Here is a 14,285-nt window from a genome sequence, read left to right on the forward strand (position 1 = left end):
CTGTGGGTGCCTGGCAGGCAGATTTCCAGATTTTGGACTACTACTGACAAGCCCATTTCCTTATCCCTGTCAGGAGCATCCCTATGCTGTCTCACTGGTTTCTTGCGGCGATCCACCTCTTGGCTGTTGCCTTGGGCCTCTGGGCGGTGCTCACCCGAGGGACGGCGTTAAGCCGCCTGGTCGTCGGTACGGCGCAGGTTCGCAGCGTGCTGGTTGCCGATAACGTATGGGGCATCTGTGCGGGTATTTTGCTGATCACAGGTTTGATGCGGGCCTTCGGTGGGTACGAAAAAGGCACCGACTATTACCTTCATCAGCCGTTATTCCATCTGAAGATGACGCTGTTCGTGATCATTCTGCTGCTTGAAGTGGCCCCAATGATCACCTTGATCAAGTGGCGGATCGCCTTGGGCAGGGGCGCTTCGATTGACCAGGGCCGAGCCAGGCTGTTTGCACGCATCAGCCATATCGAAGCGTTGTTGTTGATGTTGATGGTGATTGCGGCCACCGGCATGGCGCGCGGTGTGACATTCGGCTAATAACGGCGTGATTCGTCGGGGTTAAAGCGAATAATCTGACAGCCACGGCGTGGCCGAAGCCGGTAGCATCGGCTTCACGTAATGGGGGGAGGAGGCGAGTGCTCAGCAAAAGGCCGAGCATGAATCTTTAGCCAGCCATTGTGCTGTAACGAACGGGCTGGCTACTGACTGCAACAGGATTCAGGGAGTCTGCGGTTTGTCTGGAGCGGTGAGGCCAGCCTGAATGCGCTGATAGATTTCTTCGCGATGAACCGCAACGTCTTTCGGGGCATTGATGCCAATTCTGACTTGCTGGCCGCTAACGCCCAGAATGGTGATCGTAATGTCATCACCAATATTTATGCTTTCACCGACTTTGCGGGTGAGTATCAGCATGGTCTTCTCCTTGATTGCTTTGTAGGGCACCTGATTCGGACAGTGCAGAGGTCGGTGGTATGTATAGATTAGTGCGAAGTCTCACGGTTTGGGTGCCTCTTTCTGACGCGCAGATGCTGCATTAATTCCCAAGGCGTAACTATACAGAGGCCGCAACCATCATTCTCGTTGTTTTGAGCCCATTTTGCGGCACTCGGGAAGTATTCATGAATGCTAAAATCGCCGCTTTAAGCATTCTGAGGGAAGCGTTGTGCGCAAAATGGTCTTGGTAATCGCGGTATTGGCGCTGGCGGGATGCGGTGAGGGCAAGAGTGTTGACGCGCAAAAGCCGCAACCGGCAGCTGCGACTGCACCTTCGACGGCATCCGCGCCACAATGGGATCTCGAAGTTCGAGGCGAAACACCTCAGGCGGTCAGCGATTTGAGCGGCTGGCTGATTGAGCACAGTTTCGTTTCCAATATCGTCAAGGAAAATGGAAAGACCCGGATTCTGCTCGGGCCATTCAGTTCGAAAGCCGAGGCTGAGGCCAAACAGACAGAAGTGCGCGCGGCGCTCACCCGGGCTAAGAAACAGAACATCGAATTGCTGGTCGTCGAACATCCAGTGACCCAGTAGCAGTCCTTTTCCAGGCTGCTTTCGACGGAACGCCTTAAAGGGGATCCACATTGACTCGTTTCTAGACGTAGTCACTGTCGATTCCCAGTAGGAGTTCCCCCCCCCCCATGGCCTCCGCCACCCCTTACAAAATATTCGACGCAGTCCTGCGGCACAAAAAGGCGCTGAGTCCTCATTTGATGCGCGTCACTCTGGCCGGTCCGATGGTTACCGAAATGGCGACCTGGGCACCCGACCAGCGCGTGAAGCTATTCTTTCCGGCTGTAGACGGTTCGCCTGCCAGGCTCGCTCATGGCGATGGCTGGTATGCACGTTACCGCTCGATGCCGGTTGCCCAGCGCCCGGCGATGCGCACTTACACCATCCGACATTTGCGTGCCGAGCAGGGCGAAGTGGATATCGACTTCGTGTTGCACGGCGAAACCGGCCCTGCATCCCGTTGGGCAATTCATGCAGTAGCGGGTGAGCCGATCCAGATCGTCGCACCTGATCGCCAGTTTTCGGCGGATGACGCGGGCGGTTTCGAATGGAAGCCGCCTAAACAGCTCAAGCACCTGTTATTGGTCGCCGATGCCACGGCCTTGCCCGCTGCGCTTGGCATTCTGGATGAGCTGGCAGCGCTTGCCGTGCCACCGATAACCCAGGCGTTTTTTGAAGTAGACAGTGTGGACGATCCTTTGCCGGTTCCTGACTGGCCCGGACTTTCGGTGGAGTGGCTGATTCGAGATCGCGTCACCGCGACTGGAGTGGGTTCGCTGATGGTCGGCGCGGTCCGTCGGGCAATTTTGCCGCCATCTTCTTCGCAAGTATTTGAAGCGGTGGAACTGGCGGAAGTCGATGTCCACGAAGACATGCTCTGGGAAACGTCCGAGTCTGCGCGTGATGGCTTCTACGGCTGGGTCGCCGGAGAGACGGTTGCAGTGATGAGTCTGCGTAAATACTTGATCAAGGAATGCGGCATTGCCAAGGAATCACTCAACCTGATGGGCTACTGGCGCTACAACAAAGCGGGCGGTTAGAAACGAACAAAGGCCTCGGGTGTTAAACCCGAGGCCTTTATGTTTTTAGCGAGCGCTTAACCGCAGGCTTTCATGTCGACCGGGCCGACAAACTCGTTGCCGCGTCCCATGACGCACGCCACGCTTTGGTTGCGCTGTCGTTCCCAGGCCTCTACCGGATAGGTTTTGTTCCAGGCTTCGTAGAGCTGTCGATCCTGTTTCGACAGGCGCAAACCATATTGCTTGCTCATGTAGAAATACGTTCGGGCGATCATGCCGCGTATGGACGGGCGGGGCATGACCTTCTTCGCCTTGAAGTCGACCTGGGTCAGGCACGAGCCATATTGGCCCGACTGCACCGGCAACCAGCCGAAACTGAAGTTGCTGCGATCGCCATTCACCTCACCAATGCTCGGCACCAGGTTGTGCAGGTCGGCTTCGGCCTTCTGGTAGGTCGGATCGTAACGCGTGCAGTTCTTGCGCCCACCTTCTTGCCAGCACTGACGCTGATGGCCGATCTGCCAGGCCGGAACAATGTGCTCCCACTCGATGCGGGAAGCGCGCTTGGCGTTTTTGCGCGGTACATAACCGCAGGCTGTGAGGTTGACCTTGTTGCCGGTGTATTTGCACCCGCAATAGAACTCTGTGGATTGCGGTGCGTAGAGCTTCCAGGCAACTTTCTTGGCTTCGTTGAAGGTACGTGGGGCGCCAGCCTCGGCGCCGAGGGTGATGAACAAAAACAGCAAAGCAAACCAGCGGACACTCATTGACTCAATCTTCCTTCGGCACAACCCAAAAAATCTGCACCCCGCCATCGTCGCGATAGGCGAGGGTGACGTTGTCGTTCTCGTCGATTTCTTCGAGCAATTGTTCCCACTCATCCACAGGTTCGTCCGGTAGACGGAAGATCAAGGCTGCTTTGGCTTTTTGAGCGGTGGGGGAATTGATGATTTTTTGAACGCGCATACCCATGCGTTCATAGGAGTCAGGAGAGGCAGAGGTGGTGGCCACGGAATTATCCTTATTAAGCTGTACGTGCATACAGTATTTAACTGTAAGCATTTTCGCAACTGCTTAAAATTCAAGAAAATCCTCTGACAGCAATTTTTTCCGTTTGGTGTAGGACGAAGGGAAGTTTTTTATCGAAATATCGGAAGGGGGTGTGAGTCACCACTCGCCTGGGTTGGCGAGTGGTGAAAGCAGTGCCCGACCGGAACCGGTCGGGCGAGGGCGAATCAGTATTCCCAGAACATCCGTTGCAGCTCTTTGCTGTCGTTGGTCTTGGTCAGTGCGACCATGGCCAGGATGCGGGCTTTTTGCGGGTTCAGGTCATGCGCCACAACCCAGTCGTACTTGTCGTCTGGCTGTTCAGCGTTACGCAGTACGAAGCCGCCGGCGTTGACGTGGGACGAACGAATGATTTGCACGCCGTCCTTGCGCAGGGCTTGCAGCGATGGGACCACACGGGACGAGACTGAGCCATTGCCGGTACCGGCGTGAATGATGGCTTTGGCGCCAGACTGAGCCAACGCTTTGTAAGCGGTATCGCTGACATTGCCGTAGGAATAGGCGATTTCGACGTCAGGCAGGCTCTTGATGGTTTTGATGTCGAATTCCGAGTCCATGGTGTGACGCTTGGCCGGCAGACGGAACCAGTAGGATTTGCCCTCGACCACCATGCCGAGTGGGCCCCAGGCACTTTTGAACGCCTCGGTCTTGATGTTGATCATTTTGCTGACGTCGCGACCCGACTGAATTTCATCGTTCATGGTCACCAGTACGCCTTTACCGCGTGCCTCTTTGCTGCTGGCCACGGCCACTGCGTTGTACAGGTTCAGCATGCCATCGGCCGACATAGCGGTGCCTGGGCGCATGGAGCCGACAACGATGATTGGCTTGTCGGTTTTTTCCACCAGGTTCAGGAAGTAGGCGGTTTCTTCCAGGGTGTCGGTGCCGTGGGTGATGACGATGCCGTCGACGTCCTTGCTGTCGGCCAGCTCAGCCACGCGACGACCCAGTTGCAGCAGGTTGTCGTTGGTGATGCTTTCGGACGCGATCTGCATGACCTGTTCGCCACGAACGTTAGCCAGCTGGCTGAGTTCCGGAACCCCGGCGATCAATTGTTCGATGCCGACTTTTGCCGCTTGATAGGTCGCGCTGTTAGCGGCGCTGGCGCCCGCGCCGGCAATGGTGCCGCCGGTGGCCAGGATCACCACGTTCGCCAGTTTCTGTTGGGTTTCGACTTCTTTTGCCTGAAGGGCAGTAGGCAGGAGTAGCAAGAGGGCCAAAGCGCCCGGAACGAAGGTCTTGAAAGCAGATGTCATTATTTTTCTCTCTAGTCGTGAGACGGTGCTGATGCAGGTTCATCTAGATGCGCCCCAAGCGGATCTGAACGCTTGGGGTGAATGAGATGAGCAGGATCTGTACCAGTCGTACTTTGAATGAGGAAAACTTTTAACTTGATGATTTGTATCAGTATTTATTTTAGTCGCCAGAATGGTTACACAGTCTGTTGTCCGGGTTTCCGAACGCGTTGAGCGTTTGTGTTCGGCTCTCCGAAAAGTACTACGACCTCTGTAGAGCAAATCGCCTTGCAAGATTGCGAATCAGTGCTAAAGAAACCCGCGCTTCGGTCGATGTTCCTTTAAAGGATCTTTCTACTCAGGAGTTCACATGTCGTTATCCATTGGTATCCCAAACGCCGCAGGCGTCACCATCGGCGGCAAGTCCGCCGCTACGACTCAAGCGTTGAGCGATCAGACGGTCGATGCCGCGAATCAAGCGTTGGGTACGAAGGAAGGTGAGGGCAACCAAGTCAAGACTGGCCCTTTGGGGTTGGATAAAAGCGCGGGCGCGCAGGCCGAAACCCCAGACGAGAGCAGCCAGAGTGTGGCGGTGAAAGTCCTGCTCAAACGCATGCAAGAGCTACAACAGCAACTGCGCGAGCAACAGCAACAATTAGCCGCAGCTCAGGCGGCGTCTTATCCGACACCGGAAGCCAAGGCCACTGTGGTCATGGCAGTTCAAGGGCAGATTGCCGACACCAATGGTGCGTTGCTGGAAGTGTCCGCGGCCCTGGTCAAGGAAATGGCCAAGGGTTCCAGCACCGGAACGGTGGTCAACACCACGGCATGACTTGAATGCCCGGCTTTTGCCAGTCAGTTCAAATAAATGGTCGTTTCTGGTCGTTGACAAATGTCGGCAGGGTTCGCATAGTTCGGTCTACGCAAACGTTTGCGCGGTGCTCCCGGTGGTTATCCATCAGTGAGCGCAATGAAGCCTACGCCAGCGCAAGCGTTGCTCACAATAATCATAAGATCGGAGTGAACCCATGAAGCTGCCATTCGCTGGACGTCTTCTCGCTGTCGCTATGCTGGCTGCCGCATCCGTCGCGTTACCTGTCTCTTCGGCCTTCGCCGAGACGCCTGAAAAACCCAAAGTCGCGCTGGTCATGAAATCCCTGGCCAATGAATTCTTCCTGACCATGGAAGACGGCGCCAAGGCCTATCAGAAAGACCACTCCGGCGATTTCGAGCTGATCTCCAACGGCATCAAAGATGAAACCGACACGGCTGGCCAGACACGCATCGTCGAGCAAATGATTCTGGCCAAGGTCAATGCGCTGGTCATCGCGCCGGCTGACTCCAAGGCCATGGTTCCAGTGATCAAGAAAGCCATCGATGCCGGTATCACCGTGATCAACATCGACAACCAGCTGGACCCTGCTGTGGTCAAAAGCAAAAACATCACCGTACCGTTCGTAGGCCCGGATAACCGCAAAGGCGCGCGTCTGGTGGGCGAGTACCTGGCCAAGCAACTGAAGGCCGGAGACGAAGTCGGCATCATCGAAGGCGTTTCAACCACCACCAACGCACAGCAAAGAACCGCAGGCTTCAAGGATGCGATGGAAGCGGCGCAGATCAAGGTCGTCTCTTTGCAGTCCGGTGACTGGGAAATCGACAAAGGCAACAAGGTTGCTGCCTCGATCCTCAGCGAATACCCGCAAGTCAAAGCCCTGCTGGCCGGCAACGACAGCATGGCCGTCGGCGCAGTATCCGCCGTGCGCGCAGCGGGCAAGGCCGGCAAGGTGCAAGTGGTCGGTTACGACAACATCAACGCCATCAAGCCAATGCTCAAGGATGGTCGCGTTCTGGCCACCGCTGACCAGTTTGCAGCCAGGCAAGCCGTGTTTGGCATCGAGACTGCGCTGAAGATCATCAAAGGTGAGAAAGTCGACAGCGGCACCAATGGCGTGATCGAAACTCCGGTAGAGCTGGTCACCCAGTAGTCCTTCTGGCGACACAACGGTGCTCGCCCGTCGGGGCGAGCGCATGGAGAGTTTTTATGTCAGTTTCCGCCCCGAACGCTGTCCTCTCGGTCAGCGGTATCGGTAAGACCTACGCCCAACCGGTCCTGACCGGCATCGACCTGACGCTGATGCGCGGTGAAGTGCTGGCGCTGACCGGCGAAAACGGCGCGGGAAAAAGCACGCTGTCGAAGATCATCGGCGGGCTGGTCACACCGACCACCGGCCACATGCAATTCCAGGGGCAGGATTACCGCCCCGCAAGCCGCACTCAGGCCGAAGACCTCGGCATCCGCATGGTGATGCAAGAGCTCAATCTGTTGCCGACCCTGTCGGTGGCGGAAAACCTTTTTCTCGACAACCTGCCCAGCAAGGGCGGCTGGATCAGTCGCAGGCAATTGCGCAAGGCAGCGATCGAAGCCATGGCCCAGGTCGGCCTCGACGCGATTGACCCGGACACGCTGGTGGGCGAATTGGGCATCGGTCACCAGCAAATGGTGGAGATCGCCCGCAACCTGATTGGCGATTGCCACGTGCTGATCCTCGACGAACCGACCGCGATGTTGACGAACCGTGAAGTCGAGATGCTGTTCGAGCAGATCACTCGTCTGCAAGCTCGCGGCGTGTCGATCATCTATATCTCGCACCGTCTCGAAGAGCTGGCGCGGGTCGCCCAGCGTATTGCGGTACTGCGCGATGGCAACCTGGTTTGCGTCGAGCCGATGGCCAATTACAGCAGCGAGCAACTGGTGACGCTGATGGTCGGTCGTGAACTCGGCGAACACATCGACATGGGCCCGCGCAAGATCGGCGCTCCAGCCTTGACGGTCAAAGGGCTGACCCGTTCCGACAAGGTTCGCGACGTGTCGTTCGAAGTGCGCGCCGGCGAGATCTACGGGATTTCCGGTTTGATCGGGGCAGGGCGCACCGAGTTGCTGCGCTTGATCTTCGGTGCTGATACAGCGGACAGCGGCACGGTTGCACTCGGTTCGCCAGCACAGGTTGTCAGTATCCGGTCGCCGGCTGACGCGGTCGGTCATGGCATCGCCCTGATCACTGAAGACCGCAAGGGCGAAGGCTTGCTGCTGACCCAATCGATCAGCGCGAATATTGCCTTGGGCAATATGCCGGTAATTTCCAGCGGTGGCATCGTCAACAATGGTGACGAGATGGCGCTGGCCCAGCGTCAGATCGACGCCATGCGCATCCGCAGTTCCAGCCCGACGCAACTTGTGTCGGAACTGTCCGGCGGCAACCAGCAGAAAGTCGTGATCGGCCGGTGGCTTGAGCGTGATTGCTCGGTAATGCTGTTCGACGAGCCAACGCGTGGCATCGACGTCGGCGCCAAGTTTGACATTTATGCCTTGCTCGGTGAGCTGACCCGTCAAGGCAAAGCGCTCGTGGTGGTGTCTAGCGATCTGCGTGAGCTGATGTTGATCTGCGACCGCATCGGCGTGCTCTCGGCGGGACGTCTGATCGACACCTTTGAGCGTGACAGCTGGACCCAGGATGATTTGCTTGCCGCCGCGTTCGCCGGCTACCAAAAACGTGATGCGTTGCTCAACGAAGCAGCGCCTAGGGATCTCGCATGAATACTGCAGTGACTGCCGGCAAACGTAGTGGCAACTTTTACGGCCTCGGTACCTATCTGGGACTGGCCGGTGCCTTGCTGGCAATGGTTGCGCTGTTCTCGGTTCTAAGTAGCCATTTCCTGTCCTATGACACCTTCAGCACCCTGGCCAACCAGATTCCGGACTTGATGGTGCTGGCGGTCGGCATGACGTTCGTGTTGATCATCGGCGGTATCGACCTGTCGGTGGGCTCGGTGCTCGCGCTCGCGGCGTCAACGGTCAGCGTGGCAATTCTCGGTTGGGGCTGGAGCGTGTTGCCTGCGGCGCTACTCGGAATGGCGGCGGCAGCACTGGCCGGGACCATCACGGGTTCGATTACTGTGGCGTGGCGGATTCCGTCGTTCATCGTGTCCCTCGGCGTGCTGGAAATGGCGCGCGGTGTGGCGTATCAGATGACCGGATCGCGCACGGCCTACATCGGTGATGCCTTCGCCTGGTTGTCCAACCCGATCGCCTTCGGCATCTCGCCGTCGTTCATCATTGCCTTGCTGATCATCTTCATTGCCCAGGCCGTGCTGACGCGTACCGTGTTCGGTCGTTACCTGATCGGCATCGGCACCAACGAAGAGGCGGTGCGTCTGGCAGGGATCAATCCGAAGCCCTACAAGATCCTGGTATTCAGTCTGATGGGGCTGCTGGCCGGTATTGCTGCGCTGTTCCAGATTTCCCGTCTGGAAGCGGCGGATCCGAATGCCGGCTCCGGGCTGGAGCTGCAAGTGATCGCCGCGGTCGTGATCGGCGGCACCAGTTTGATGGGTGGCCGCGGTTCGGTCATCAGTACGTTCTTCGGGGTTCTGATTATTTCCGTATTGGCGGCCGGTCTCGCGCAGATCGGCGCAACTGAACCCACCAAACGCATCATCACCGGCGCGGTGATCGTGGTGGCGGTGGTGCTTGATACTTATCGCAGTCAGCGCGCAAGCCGGCGGACCTGAGTCATGGCAACGATCAAGGATGTGGCAGCGCTCGCGGGAATTTCCTACACCACGGTTTCCCACGTAGTGAACAAGACCCGGCCGGTGAGCGAAGAGGTGCGGGTCAAGGTTGAGGCAGCAATCAAAACTCTCGACTACGTGCCCAGTGCCGTGGCCCGGTCTCTCAAAGCCAAAACCACGGCGACCATCGGTCTGCTGGTGCCCAACAGCCTCAACCCGTACTTCGCCGAACTGGCGCGCGGCATCGAGGATTACTGCGAGCGTAATGGCTACTGCGTGATTCTCTGTAACTCCGATGACAACCCGGACAAGCAACGCAGCTACCTGCGCGTACTGCTGGAAAAACGCATCGACGGGCTGATCGTCGCTTCGGCTGGCGGTGACGCGGGGCTGGCGGAGGGCCTTGCAGGCGTGCGTACGCCGATGGTGATCGTCGACCGTGGACTGGAAGGTGTGAATGCCGACATGGTGCGGATCGATCACGAATACGGCGCCTATCTGGCGACCCGCCACCTTCTGGAATTGGGGCACCGGGACATTGCCACTATTGGCGGCCCGGCGAGTACCAGCGTGGCTCAGATGCGCCTGGCCGGTTATTGCCGTGCCCTGAAAGAGGCAGGTGTCGAAGTATCCCGCGAGCGCATGCTGGAAAGCGACTTCACCAGCACCGGCGGTTACAGCGCCGCCGCGATGCTGCTGGAAAAGAACCCGCCGAGCGCGATCTTCGCTGGTAACGACATGATTGGCATCGGTGTGCTGCGAGCGGCGGCCGAGCGCAATATTCGCGTGCCGACGGAGCTGTCGGTGATCGGCTTCGACGATATTCAGATGAGCCGCTATGTGTACCCGGCGCTGACCACCGTAGGGCAGTCAATCCTGCAACTCGGCGAGATGGCGGCCGAAGTGCTTTTAAGAAGAATCGCCACGCCGGATATGGCCACCGATCAACGGATCGTGACGCCCAGTATTGTCCTGCGGGAGTCGACTGCGCCGCTGGCCGGCGTGTTCGCCCAGTTCCGTTGAAATAGAAAGCCGCTAAATCAAAAGCACCGCTGAAACAGAATTGATGAGTAGTGACGTATGCCCGCAAAAGTAGTGGTTATAGGCAGCCTGAACATGGACCTGGTCACCCGGGCGCCACGGTTGCCACGTGGCGGTGAAACGCTGATCGGCGAGTCGTTTGCCACGGTTTCCGGTGGCAAGGGCGCGAATCAGGCGGTCGCAGCGGCTAGGCTGGGCGCGCAGGTGTCGATGGTCGGTTGCGTGGGCAGCGATGCCTACGGCGAAGAGCTGCGCGGGGCGCTGTTGGCCGAGCAGATCGATTGCCAGGCAGTCAGCATCGTCGACGATTCCAGCGGCGTAGCGTTGATCGTGGTCGATGACAACAGCCAGAACGCAATCGTGATCGTTGCCGGTGCCAACGGAGCGCTGACTCCAGAGGTGATTGATCGATTCGACCCCGTATTGCGGGCGGCGGACGTGATCATCTGTCAGCTGGAAATCCCGGATGCCACTGTCGGTCATGCGCTCAAGCGTGGTCGTGAATTGGGTAAGACCGTGATCCTCAATCCGGCGCCGGCCAGCCGCCCACTGCCGGCGGACTGGTACGCGTCCATCGATTATCTGATTCCCAACGAAAGCGAGGCCTCGGCGCTGAGTGGTTTGCCAGTGGATTCTCTGGCATCTGCCGAAACCGCTGCATCCCGGTTGATCTCCTTGGGCGCCGGCAAGGTCATCATCACCCTCGGTGCTCAAGGTTCGCTGTTTGCCAACGGCAAAGGCTTCGAGCACTTCCCGGCGCCGAAGGTGAAATCTGTCGATACCACGGCGGCTGGCGACACCTTCGTCGGTGGTTTCGCCGCCGCGCTGGCGGCCGGCAAAAGCGAAGCCGACGCGATCCGTTTCGGCCAGGTTGCCGCGGCGCTGTCGGTGACCCGTGCTGGCGCGCAACCCTCGATTCCCACCTTGTCCGACGTACAGGCCTTTAAAGCACCATGAAAAAGACACCTTTGCTCAACGTCGCGTTGTCGCGGCTGATCGCATCCCTGGGCCATGGCGACAAGGTGGTGATCGGCGACGCAGGTCTACCGGTGCCACCAGGCGTTGAACTGATCGACCTGGCCCTGACCCACGGTATCCCGGATTTCGTCAGCACGTTGAAGGTTGTGCTCAGCGAAATGCAGGTCGAAAGCCATGTATTGGCCCAGGAGATTCTGGACAAAAAGCCTTCGGCATTGACGACGCTCGATGAGCTGAATGCCGAAGGTTCGCTGGGTCGGCGTGAGCTGCTCAGTCATGACCAATTCAAAGTCCTCAGCCGACAGGCACGGGCGATTGTTCGTACAGGTGAATGTCAGCCGTACTGCAACATCGTGCTGGTGGCAGGGGTTACGTTCTAACTCGCTGTTGTCTTTCTGTTGTCCCACGCACAAGGAGTGCGCTATGCACCGCTATGCTCAGAAACTGCACCACCTGCTCCGGAGTCTGCTGCTCTTGTCCCTGATTACCGCAACAAGCGCCCAGGCGGCGGAAAAGATCGACTTGATCATCGACACCGACCCGGGTGCCGATGACGTGGTTGCCTTGCTGTTTGCCCTGGCATCGCCGCAAGAGCTGAACATTCGTGCGTTGACCACCGTCGCCGGCAATGTGCGTCTGGACAAGACTTCGCGTAATGCGCGGCTGGCCCGCGAGTGGGCAGGTCGCGAGGAGGTGCCGGTCTACGCGGGCGCTCCGAAGCCGCTGATGCGCACGCCGATCTATGCCGAGAATATCCATGGCAAGGAAGGACTGTCGGGTGTCACCGTTCATGAGCCGAAGAAAGGCCTGGCCCAGGGCAATGCGGTCAATTACCTGATCGATACCTTGAAAGCCGCCAAACCCCATAGCATTACCATCGCCATGCTCGGTCCACAGACCAACCTGGCCCTGGCGCTGATCCAGGAACCTGAGATCGTTCAGGGCATCAAGGAGGTGGTGATCATGGGCGGTGCACACTTCAATGGCGGCAACATCACCCCGGTGGCTGAGTTCAACCTGTTCGCCGATCCGCAGGCTGCGGAAGTGGTATTGAAAAGCGGCGTGAAGCTGACCTACCTGCCGCTCGACGTGACCCACAAGATCCTAACCAGTGAAGCGCGTCTTAAGCAGATTGCCGCGATCAACAACAATGCCAGCAAGCTGGTGGGCGATATTCTCAATGAATACGTCAAAGGCGACATGGAACACTACGGCATTCCGGGTGGCCCGGTGCATGACGCTACTGTCATCGCCTATCTGCTCAAGCCTGAGTTGTTCACCGGTCGCTCGGTAAATGTGGTGGTTGATAGTCGCGAAGGCCCGACGTTCGGCCAAACCATCGTCGACTGGTATGACGGCCTGAAAGCGCCGAAGAACGCTTTCTGGGTAGAAAGCGGCGACGCCCAGGGCTTCTTTGACCTGCTGACCGAGCGTCTGGCTCTTCTGAAGTAAGCCATAGACCCGCAGGTGCCAGCCTGCGGGTTTTACTTTCACTCGCTATCTATCAGGCCCATATAGTCGGTGGGGTACTTCTCGAATATCTGTGCGATGAATGTCTGGGCGGCTTGCGTCCCCAGTTCCTTGACCAATAGATCGATACCAATGATTGCCAACTCTTCCGGGCTGCCCGGGCTGTAAGAGCTGTGGCCCTGTGGCCACTTGGCTTTGATGTCGGCGTCGATACTTACGGTGGTCATGATGGCGCTCGTGAAGTCGGGAAAGTCTGAGTGTCGAGTTAACCATTTTGCGCGGCTTTTGGCACTCCGACTTAGGCATGAGGGGAGGGCTATGCGACACTTGGTCTTTGACGAATTTTCAAGGACTGTGCTGTGCAGATCGATTTGAACACTCCTGACGGCTTGACCCTTGAGGCGGTACGTCAGCTGCTGGCCTCTGCCAGCGACGATGAGCACACTCAATTGCGAGTCACCAAGGGCGGCATCGCCTACATTTCGTCAGGTGTTGTGGGCGGCACTGATATCAGCGGGCTGTTGTTTCGTCTGGAGACGTGGGCCAAGGGTTCCGGTTATGTAGGGTTGGTCGCGGCCAGTGACGAGGTCTGGGTCATGCAGATTTTCAATGCGCTGAAAGAGAACTGGCCGAATCCGCCGTTCGACTACATTGACGTCTATTGAACGCTGTTCATATTCAGTCACGATTGAGTGGTAAACGGCAGGGCGATGCTCAGGCAAACTCGCCGCGTGTCCGAATAGAAGGCAGGGTGCTAGTACTCCCTGTGAAACCAAACGCCAGATTGGCGGTCGCACGATCTCAGCTTAACTATTGAAAAAAGGAGGCTTCATGCCTTGGAAGCTCGCGTCATTGGGTACTTTGTTGGCCGTTGCCATGCTGGCCGGTTGCAGCACTACCTCCACCGAGTCGACAACAGATCCTGTCACGACGACTGACACGGGTCACAGCCGTTGTGAGGCAAAGGCTGCCGAATTCACCATTGGCAAAAAGGCTTCGCCTGAACTGCTGGAGCAGGCGCGTACTCGCGCAGGCGCGCAGAATGCAAGGTTCCTCTTGCCCTCCGACATGGTGACCCTGGAGTACCGCTCCGATCGCCTGAACCTGAATACCGATGCCAATCGGGTCGTCACCCGCGTTAACTGCGGCTGATCGCTTCGGGCTTTTGTTTCGCCCATAAAAAACCCCGTCACGTGGACGGGGTTTTTTTAGTGCGGCTGAAAATTACTCAGCGCGGACTTGTGCAGCTTGCATACCCTTTTGGCCTTTCTCAGCCACGAAGGAAACGGTCTGGCCTTCTTTCAGGCTTTTGAAACCGTCGCTTTCGATAGCTTTGAAGTGTACGAACAGGTCGTCACCGCCACCTTGAGGAGTGATGAATCCGAAGCCTTTTTCA

Annotated in this window: 19 protein-coding genes; 13 read left to right on the forward strand and 6 right to left on the reverse strand. The window is 57.8% G+C overall.

Annotated elements, in window-relative coordinates; all coding sequences use genetic code 11:
- The first annotated feature begins 83 nt into the window (after nucleotides 1–83).
- Complete coding sequence (locus tag ACIQU2_RS04315) at nucleotides 84–539, forward strand: DUF2214 family protein (RefSeq protein ID WP_403138851.1); 456 nt, start codon at nucleotides 84–86, stop codon at nucleotides 537–539.
- A 180-nt stretch (nucleotides 540–719) separates the two neighbouring features.
- Here the strand turns inward: ACIQU2_RS04315 and csrA are convergent, their stop codons facing one another.
- Nucleotides 720–914 carry a carbon storage regulator CsrA gene (gene csrA, locus ACIQU2_RS04320; protein ID WP_007938114.1) on the reverse strand — a complete coding sequence of 65 codons (195 nt, stop codon included), beginning with the start codon at nucleotides 912–914 and terminating at the stop codon, nucleotides 720–722.
- A 250-nt stretch (nucleotides 915–1,164) separates the two neighbouring features.
- Between csrA and ACIQU2_RS04325 the strand changes: the two genes are divergently transcribed.
- Both ACIQU2_RS04325 and ACIQU2_RS04330 read left to right on the forward strand, forming a co-directional pair.
- Nucleotides 1,165–1,530 carry an SPOR domain-containing protein gene (locus tag ACIQU2_RS04325; RefSeq protein ID WP_282483137.1) on the forward strand — a complete coding sequence of 122 codons (366 nt, stop codon included), beginning with the start codon at nucleotides 1,165–1,167 and terminating at the stop codon, nucleotides 1,528–1,530.
- 107 nt (nucleotides 1,531–1,637) lie between these two features.
- Nucleotides 1,638–2,549, forward strand: coding sequence for a siderophore-interacting protein (locus ACIQU2_RS04330; RefSeq protein ID WP_403138855.1), 912 nt, complete (start codon nucleotides 1,638–1,640; stop codon nucleotides 2,547–2,549).
- Nucleotides 2,550–2,605: 56 nt separating this feature from the next.
- Here the strand turns inward: ACIQU2_RS04330 and ACIQU2_RS04335 are convergent, their stop codons facing one another.
- The 3 genes from ACIQU2_RS04335 to ACIQU2_RS04345 form a co-directional block, all read right to left on the reverse strand.
- Nucleotides 2,606–3,295, reverse strand: coding sequence for an endonuclease (locus ACIQU2_RS04335; RefSeq protein ID WP_403138857.1), 690 nt, complete (start codon nucleotides 3,293–3,295; stop codon nucleotides 2,606–2,608).
- Between the two features lie 4 nt (nucleotides 3,296–3,299).
- Nucleotides 3,300–3,590, reverse strand: a complete 291-nt coding sequence (locus ACIQU2_RS04340) for a DUF1654 domain-containing protein (RefSeq protein WP_095128572.1) — start codon at nucleotides 3,588–3,590, stop codon at nucleotides 3,300–3,302.
- A 173-nt stretch (nucleotides 3,591–3,763) separates the two neighbouring features.
- A complete protein-coding gene (locus tag ACIQU2_RS04345) occupies nucleotides 3,764–4,852 on the reverse strand; it encodes an asparaginase (RefSeq protein WP_046047713.1) in 1,089 nt (362 codons plus the stop codon).
- Between the two features lie 349 nt (nucleotides 4,853–5,201).
- On the opposite strand from ACIQU2_RS04345, the gene ACIQU2_RS04350 reads away from it, so the two are divergent.
- From ACIQU2_RS04350 to ACIQU2_RS04385, 8 genes are all read left to right on the forward strand, one after another.
- Nucleotides 5,202–5,663 carry a hypothetical protein gene (locus tag ACIQU2_RS04350; RefSeq protein WP_403138860.1) on the forward strand — a complete coding sequence of 154 codons (462 nt, stop codon included), beginning with the start codon at nucleotides 5,202–5,204 and terminating at the stop codon, nucleotides 5,661–5,663.
- 196 nt (nucleotides 5,664–5,859) lie between these two features.
- Nucleotides 5,860–6,816, forward strand: a complete 957-nt coding sequence (locus ACIQU2_RS04355; RefSeq protein WP_347802700.1) for a sugar ABC transporter substrate-binding protein — start codon at nucleotides 5,860–5,862, stop codon at nucleotides 6,814–6,816.
- Between the two features lie 56 nt (nucleotides 6,817–6,872).
- A complete protein-coding gene (locus ACIQU2_RS04360; RefSeq protein ID WP_403138863.1) occupies nucleotides 6,873–8,426 on the forward strand; it encodes a sugar ABC transporter ATP-binding protein in 1,554 nt (517 codons plus the stop codon).
- Nucleotides 8,423–9,400 (forward strand): ABC transporter permease, encoded by a 978-nt coding sequence (locus tag ACIQU2_RS04365; protein WP_008145645.1) that lies wholly within the window; start codon nucleotides 8,423–8,425, stop codon nucleotides 9,398–9,400. The genes ACIQU2_RS04360 and ACIQU2_RS04365 overlap by 4 nt, the downstream gene beginning before the upstream one ends.
- A 3-nt stretch (nucleotides 9,401–9,403) precedes the next feature.
- On the forward strand, nucleotides 9,404–10,423 hold the full coding sequence (locus ACIQU2_RS04370) for a LacI family DNA-binding transcriptional regulator (RefSeq protein WP_347802702.1): 1,020 nt from the start codon (nucleotides 9,404–9,406) through the stop codon (nucleotides 10,421–10,423).
- A 57-nt stretch (nucleotides 10,424–10,480) separates the two neighbouring features.
- On the forward strand, nucleotides 10,481–11,398 hold the full coding sequence (gene rbsK / locus ACIQU2_RS04375; RefSeq protein ID WP_403138866.1) for a ribokinase: 918 nt from the start codon (nucleotides 10,481–10,483) through the stop codon (nucleotides 11,396–11,398).
- Nucleotides 11,395–11,799, forward strand: coding sequence for a D-ribose pyranase (gene rbsD, locus ACIQU2_RS04380; RefSeq protein ID WP_403138869.1), 405 nt, complete (start codon nucleotides 11,395–11,397; stop codon nucleotides 11,797–11,799). Before rbsK ends, rbsD begins: the two co-directional genes overlap by 4 nt.
- Before the next feature lie 43 nt (nucleotides 11,800–11,842).
- Nucleotides 11,843–12,871 carry a nucleoside hydrolase gene (locus ACIQU2_RS04385; protein ID WP_347802704.1) on the forward strand — a complete coding sequence of 343 codons (1,029 nt, stop codon included), beginning with the start codon at nucleotides 11,843–11,845 and terminating at the stop codon, nucleotides 12,869–12,871.
- 38 nt (nucleotides 12,872–12,909) lie between these two features.
- On the opposite strand, the gene ACIQU2_RS04390 is transcribed toward ACIQU2_RS04385, so the two are convergent.
- Nucleotides 12,910–13,116 carry a hypothetical protein gene (locus tag ACIQU2_RS04390; RefSeq protein ID WP_282483146.1) on the reverse strand — a complete coding sequence of 69 codons (207 nt, stop codon included), beginning with the start codon at nucleotides 13,114–13,116 and terminating at the stop codon, nucleotides 12,910–12,912.
- 132 nt (nucleotides 13,117–13,248) lie between these two features.
- Between ACIQU2_RS04390 and ACIQU2_RS04395 the strand changes: the two genes are divergently transcribed.
- Both ACIQU2_RS04395 and ACIQU2_RS04400 read left to right on the forward strand, forming a co-directional pair.
- Nucleotides 13,249–13,554, forward strand: coding sequence for a hypothetical protein (locus tag ACIQU2_RS04395; RefSeq protein WP_008145652.1), 306 nt, complete (start codon nucleotides 13,249–13,251; stop codon nucleotides 13,552–13,554).
- A gap of 166 nt (nucleotides 13,555–13,720) precedes the next feature.
- A complete protein-coding gene (locus ACIQU2_RS04400; RefSeq protein ID WP_403138873.1) occupies nucleotides 13,721–14,041 on the forward strand; it encodes an I78 family peptidase inhibitor in 321 nt (106 codons plus the stop codon).
- A gap of 72 nt (nucleotides 14,042–14,113) precedes the next feature.
- Here ACIQU2_RS04400 and ACIQU2_RS04405 read toward each other — a convergent pair.
- The coding region (locus ACIQU2_RS04405) for a cold-shock protein (RefSeq protein ID WP_403138904.1) at nucleotides 14,114–14,285 on the reverse strand (172 nt) is incomplete at its 5' end.

The organism is Pseudomonas sp. NPDC098740 (genome assembly GCF_044760065.1).
GTDB lineage: Bacteria > Pseudomonadota > Gammaproteobacteria > Pseudomonadales > Pseudomonadaceae > Aquipseudomonas > Aquipseudomonas rossensis.